The following is a 4,850-nucleotide window of genomic DNA, read 5'->3' as shown; positions in this document are numbered from 1 at the left end:
GTGCGGGCCAGGACGGCGGGCAGGCGGCGCGCGGTGGCGGCCAGGCCCAGGGCGGCGGGTCGGTCGTCGGCAAGCCGCATCACCGGCGCGGGGCCGACAGCGGTGGGCAGGGACTCTGTCACCCGTCCGGTTGTAGAGGCCCTGCCCACCGCCGCGCACGCCGTTTCCTGATCCGCTGTCACAGGCGGACAGGCAGGCCGCCCCGGCAGTCAACTCCGGTCAGTTCCGTTCATCCCGCGCGGGGATGGGGGGTGCGGCGGCGACGGCGGTCCATGGGCGGCGGGGGTCGTCGACGTCCCGCCCGGACAGGCCGAGCGCACCGGCCGGGGTCCACACCCAGGCGTGCGCCTTGTTCGGCAGACGCCGCGCCCCGATCACCCAGTGTGCTCGCCGTCCGTGCAGGGCGACGGTGAGGACGGCGGCCAGCGACACCTCCATGCACGCGATCCGGCCCGGCCACCAGGGCGGGCGTACCGCCTGGACGGCGGCCACCGCCGAGGCCGCCATGGCGGGCGGGGCCGGAGGGAGGCGATGCAGGAGGTTGAGCAGCCGCATCCGCGCCCGCAGCGGCAGCCGCTTCAGGGCGAGCGCGAGCACGAGGGCGAGAGCGGCTGGCACTCGCATCAGGCGGCCGGGCCGCGTGCACGGTTCGGCCGGCTCGGTCGCCGGGGGCATCGGCGGCGGCAGTACCGGAGATCCGCTCTCCGTGTTCGTAAGCAGTCCCGCCTCCGTCAGGCGCTCGACGGTCTGGTCGACGACCGCCTCGACGTCGCCGCCCATCCCCTCCGCCCGCAGTTCCTCCACCACCTGGGGCAGGGTCCCGGCGAGCGCGGCCGACCAGATCCGCTCGGTCGCGGTGTTCATCCACTGCCACCGGCCGCTCGGCGTGTGCAAGACGGCCACGCAGCCCTCGCCGAGACCGGCCCGGTGGACACCGCGCGGCACTCGCATCACCGCGCACCTCCCACCTGCGACAGCCACCACGAGGTGATCAGGAAACTCTCCAGAGCACCCAGGGGCGGCCGTCCGACGCCCTCGACCGCCGCGTCCAGCGCCGCGTGGACCGCGCCGGCGTCCATGAGGCCCGCCGCCGTCAGCGCGCTCGCCTCCACCACCGCGTGCAACTCCCGGCGCCGCGCACGCAGCCCCTCGTACAGCAGCGGCGTGAAGTTGCCCTTCGACTGCCGACCGGCCAGCCATCCCGGCAGGTCGGGTCGGGCCAGCGCGAGCAGCGGCTTGTAGCGGCCGGGACGGCGGCGCTCGCCGGCTCCGATGCTCAGGCACGCGGTGACGACCTCGTTGTCCAGGAACGGGGTCACCAGGACGATCCCGTGCGCGGCGTACAGCGGTGAACTGTCGTGCAGGGCAACGCCGTTGTAGCGCAGCGCGGCCCAGTCCTCCCACTCCCCGGCGTCGACGTCGCCCACCGCCCGCCCGGAGTCGTCGAGCATCGCGGCGACCGTCCGGCGCCCGTGGTCGGTGAGCCAGCGGACAGGTGTCCCGATAGGGCACCACGTCCACACCCCGAGTCCGTCCCCGTACTCCTGTCCGGCTGCGACCGCCTCCGCCGCCCGCTCCAGGGCGTAGGGCCGCCCGCGCCGCGCCGCCTCCTTCACCACCCGCCACAGCGGGCCGGGCGCGGTGTTCACCCGGCGGGCCCGCTCGACGACCGCCGCCTTCGCCCGCCGGGTTTGGCCGTTCTGCGCGAGGGAGATCCACGCGGCCGTCGACGACTCCAGCACCACGTCCCCGCCGTGCCCCGTCAGGTGCACGGGCGAGACACCGCGCGCGGGCGGGAGGTAGTCGGCGTCCAGCGCGTCGGAGGCGACCGTCAGGACCGGGGCATGGGGCACTGCGCGCGGCCAGTTCGCGTAGTGCGCGCTCGCCGCGCCACCCCCGCTGATGTGGTGGTCGGCCCCCGTGTAGGCGGCGACCTGCCGGGCCAGGCGGGTGTCCTCGCCGTCGGCGAGAGGGCCGCCGTAGGTGACGGCCACGACCGAGGTGACGGCCGAGGCGGCGATGACGACCGTCGAGGAGTCCAGGCCGCCGGACAGGTCCGCGCTCACCCGGGGCCCGGCCGTGCTCGCGTAGTCCTGCACGGCCGCCCACAGGGCGGCTCCCGCCTCCGGGGCTCCGTCCTCCATGCTCCGTCCGTCCGGGAGGGGCCGTACGTCGACTGTGCGCGCGACGCCGTCCTCCAGGACCAAGGCGTACCCGCCGGGCACCCGGTCGACGCCCGTCCACACTGAGCGGCGCGGCCAGTGCGATGCCGAGCCCACCCCGATCGTGGCCGCGAGAAAGTCCAGATCCGGGCGTCGGCCGAGCTGCGCGGCGTCCGTCGCCCACACCAGGCCTCGCCCGTCCTGCGCGGTGAACAGCGGTCGCAGGCCCGCGAGGTCCCCCGAGACGACCGTCCGTCCCCGGACGGCGTCGTGGACGGCCATCCAGTACGAGCCGCCCAGCGCACAGACCTCGCCGTACCGGCCCCTGGCGACCGCCTCGGCCGTGCGGGCGATCGCGTCGTCGCCGCCCCGGCACACCCCGGCCACCACTGCGGTCACCGCCCCGCGCTCCACCACCCGCAGCGCCGTGCCCGGCGGATGCCACACCCCCGACGTCCGCACCGCCCCCGCCGGAGCTTCCAGCGCACCCCCGGCCAGCCAAACCGTCGTCATTCCTTCCGTCTCCTCTGCTCTCGTCGGTCGCGGACATGCCTGGGGCGGCACGGTGTTGACTCCGCGCCGCCCCAGGGTGTTCAGCCGGTCAGCCCTCGAAGTAGTTGTCCTTGTCGGAGTCGTTGAAGGTCTGTCGGCCGAGGGTGACCTCGTCGACGTCGGCCGACGACAGCACCGGCACCGGCACGGCCTCGATCGAGGCCACCGCGCTCGTGCCCGGGTTCGTGTTCATGACGGGGTGTCCTTCCTGCCAGGGGGACGGCCGGTACCGGGGTAGCGCCGGCCGGTGGTGCGGGAACTGTCACTGCCAGTAGGCGACGTCCGCCTCGCGAGCTCCGTTCTCGCGTTCGCCGAGCGTCACCGCGTCGGCGTTCTCCGCGTACAGCACGATGAGGAGGTGCTCGTGCATGACGTTTCTCCTTCCACGGCCGGTGTCTCCGGCGTCCTCACAGCACACCGCTCCGAACGCCTGCGGGGCAGCCCGGTGGGGCGCGGTGAACAGCGGTGCTCAACGCGACACCACGCCCGCCGCCCGGCCCGGCGATTTACGGCGAACTACATTCAGACGTGGGTGAGTTGGCGACCGGCCGATAGCCTGAAAGGCCCGCCGCCAGGCACAGAGAGGGCACACCATGGGCAGGCCCCCGCTCGACCGGCAGCCGAACACCCGCCTGGCCTACTGGATGAACCGGGCGCACATGGGCAACAACCGGCTGGCCCGCCTGATCACCGAACGCGCCGCCGCCCAGGGCATCACCGGGATCGCCACTGACGAGAGCCGCGTCCGGGCCTGGCTGAAGGGCACCGTGCCCCGCGACCCCGTACCCCGCCTGCTGACCGACGTTCTCAGCGACGCGACCCGCACCGACCTCACCTTCGCCGACATCGGTCTGCCCGGAGAGACGGGCCCCACCGGCATCCGCAGCCCGTGGACCCGCACGGGCGCCCTCACCTCCCTCAGCCAGATCATCCGGAGCGAACTGATGCTGCCCGACACCCGCACCGGCCCCGACACCGCCGACGTCCTCACCAGCAACGACCTCCTGGCCCCCTTGCAGGAATGGCTCCTCTCCCGGCCCGACAGCACCGACACCGCCCGGCCCGGCCACCGGATCGGCATGTCCGAGGCCGACGGCATCCGCCAGATCACCACCGCGTTCCGCGACCTCGACAACCGGCACGGCGGCGTCCTGTCCCGCTCCGCCGTCCTTGCCCAGACCGACACCGTCCTCACCCTGCTGAAAACCAGCACCTACACCGAGACCGTCGGCCGCGAACTGTTCTCCGCCGCCGCCGACCTCGCGAGCGTCGCCGGATGGATGACCTTCGACGCCGGCCGCCACACCGCGGCCCAGCGCACCTTCGTCTCCGCCCTGCGCGCCGCCGCCGAGGCCGGCGACAAACGCATCGGCGCCCACATCCTCCAGTGCATGGCCCGCCAGATGTCCCACCTCGGACACGTCGACGACGCCCTCGACCTCGTCGCACTCGCCCAGTACGGCGCACGCCGCGACCTCACCCCCGCCGCCGCCTCCATGCTCGCCGCCCTCGAAGCACGCTTCCACGCGATCACCGGGAACACCGCCGACAGCGAAGCGGCCGCCGCTCGCGCCCTGGACGCCTATGAACGCGTCCAACCCACCGCCGAGGCCCCCTACACAGCCTTCTTCGACCTCCCCGAACTCCAGGCCACCCTGGGCATGGCCCACCAGATCGCCGCCCACCACCTCGACGGCACCGCCCGTACCCGCCACGTTCACCGCTCCGCCGAACTCGTCCGCCAGGCCCTCGACGCACGTCCCGAACACCGCCGCCGCAGCAAAGCCTTCGACCACCTCGGCCTCGCCCGCACCCACCTCGTCGGCAACAACCCCGACGCAGCCGCCGAGGAAACCACCCACTGCCTCCAGCTCCTCGGCGCCATCCACTCCCACCGCGTCACCGACCGCCTTGGCGAGCTCTACCGCGAAGCCGAGCCCTTCGCCACCACCGCGCCTGGCCGGGCCTTACGCGAACAGATCCACGACCGACTGACCACTCCGACCGGCCCCGCCTTCTAAAAGATCATTTCTGTCGGTGGCCGGGGTATCAGAACGGCTGGAACTCCGCGTGCGGGGTGGCCCGTTCCCACACCGACTCGAAGGCCGCGTCGCAGAGTTGGACGGTTTCCGGTGC

General features: G+C 73.6%; 4 protein-coding genes. 1 reads left to right on the top strand and 3 read right to left on the bottom strand.

Annotated features, from left to right (window positions below; genetic code table 11):
* Positions 1-219: 219 nt before the first annotated feature.
* From ACVNF4_RS32500 to ACVNF4_RS32490, 3 genes are all read right to left on the bottom strand, one after another.
* Positions 220-951, bottom strand: coding sequence for a lasso peptide biosynthesis B2 protein (locus ACVNF4_RS32500; protein WP_461806470.1), 732 nt, complete (start codon positions 949-951; stop codon positions 220-222).
* Positions 951-2,675, bottom strand: coding sequence for an asparagine synthase-related protein (locus ACVNF4_RS32495; RefSeq protein ID WP_461806469.1), 1,725 nt, complete (start codon positions 2,673-2,675; stop codon positions 951-953). Before ACVNF4_RS32495 ends, ACVNF4_RS32500 begins: the two co-directional genes overlap by 1 nt.
* An 88-nt stretch (positions 2,676-2,763) precedes the next feature.
* On the bottom strand, positions 2,764-2,907 hold the full coding sequence (locus ACVNF4_RS32490) for a hypothetical protein (RefSeq protein WP_461806468.1): 144 nt from the start codon (positions 2,905-2,907) through the stop codon (positions 2,764-2,766).
* 400 nt (positions 2,908-3,307) lie between these two features.
* Here ACVNF4_RS32490 and ACVNF4_RS32485 point away from each other — a divergent pair, with 400 nt between their 5' ends.
* On the top strand, positions 3,308-4,735 hold the full coding sequence (locus tag ACVNF4_RS32485) for a transcriptional regulator (protein ID WP_461806467.1): 1,428 nt from the start codon (positions 3,308-3,310) through the stop codon (positions 4,733-4,735).
* The last annotated feature ends 115 nt before the right edge of the window (positions 4,736-4,850 follow it).

It is taken from the genome of Streptomyces sp. S6 (genome assembly GCF_054880855.1).
The sequence above is the reverse complement of the archived record's forward strand: the minus strand, read 5'-3'. Positions and strand labels throughout refer to the sequence as shown.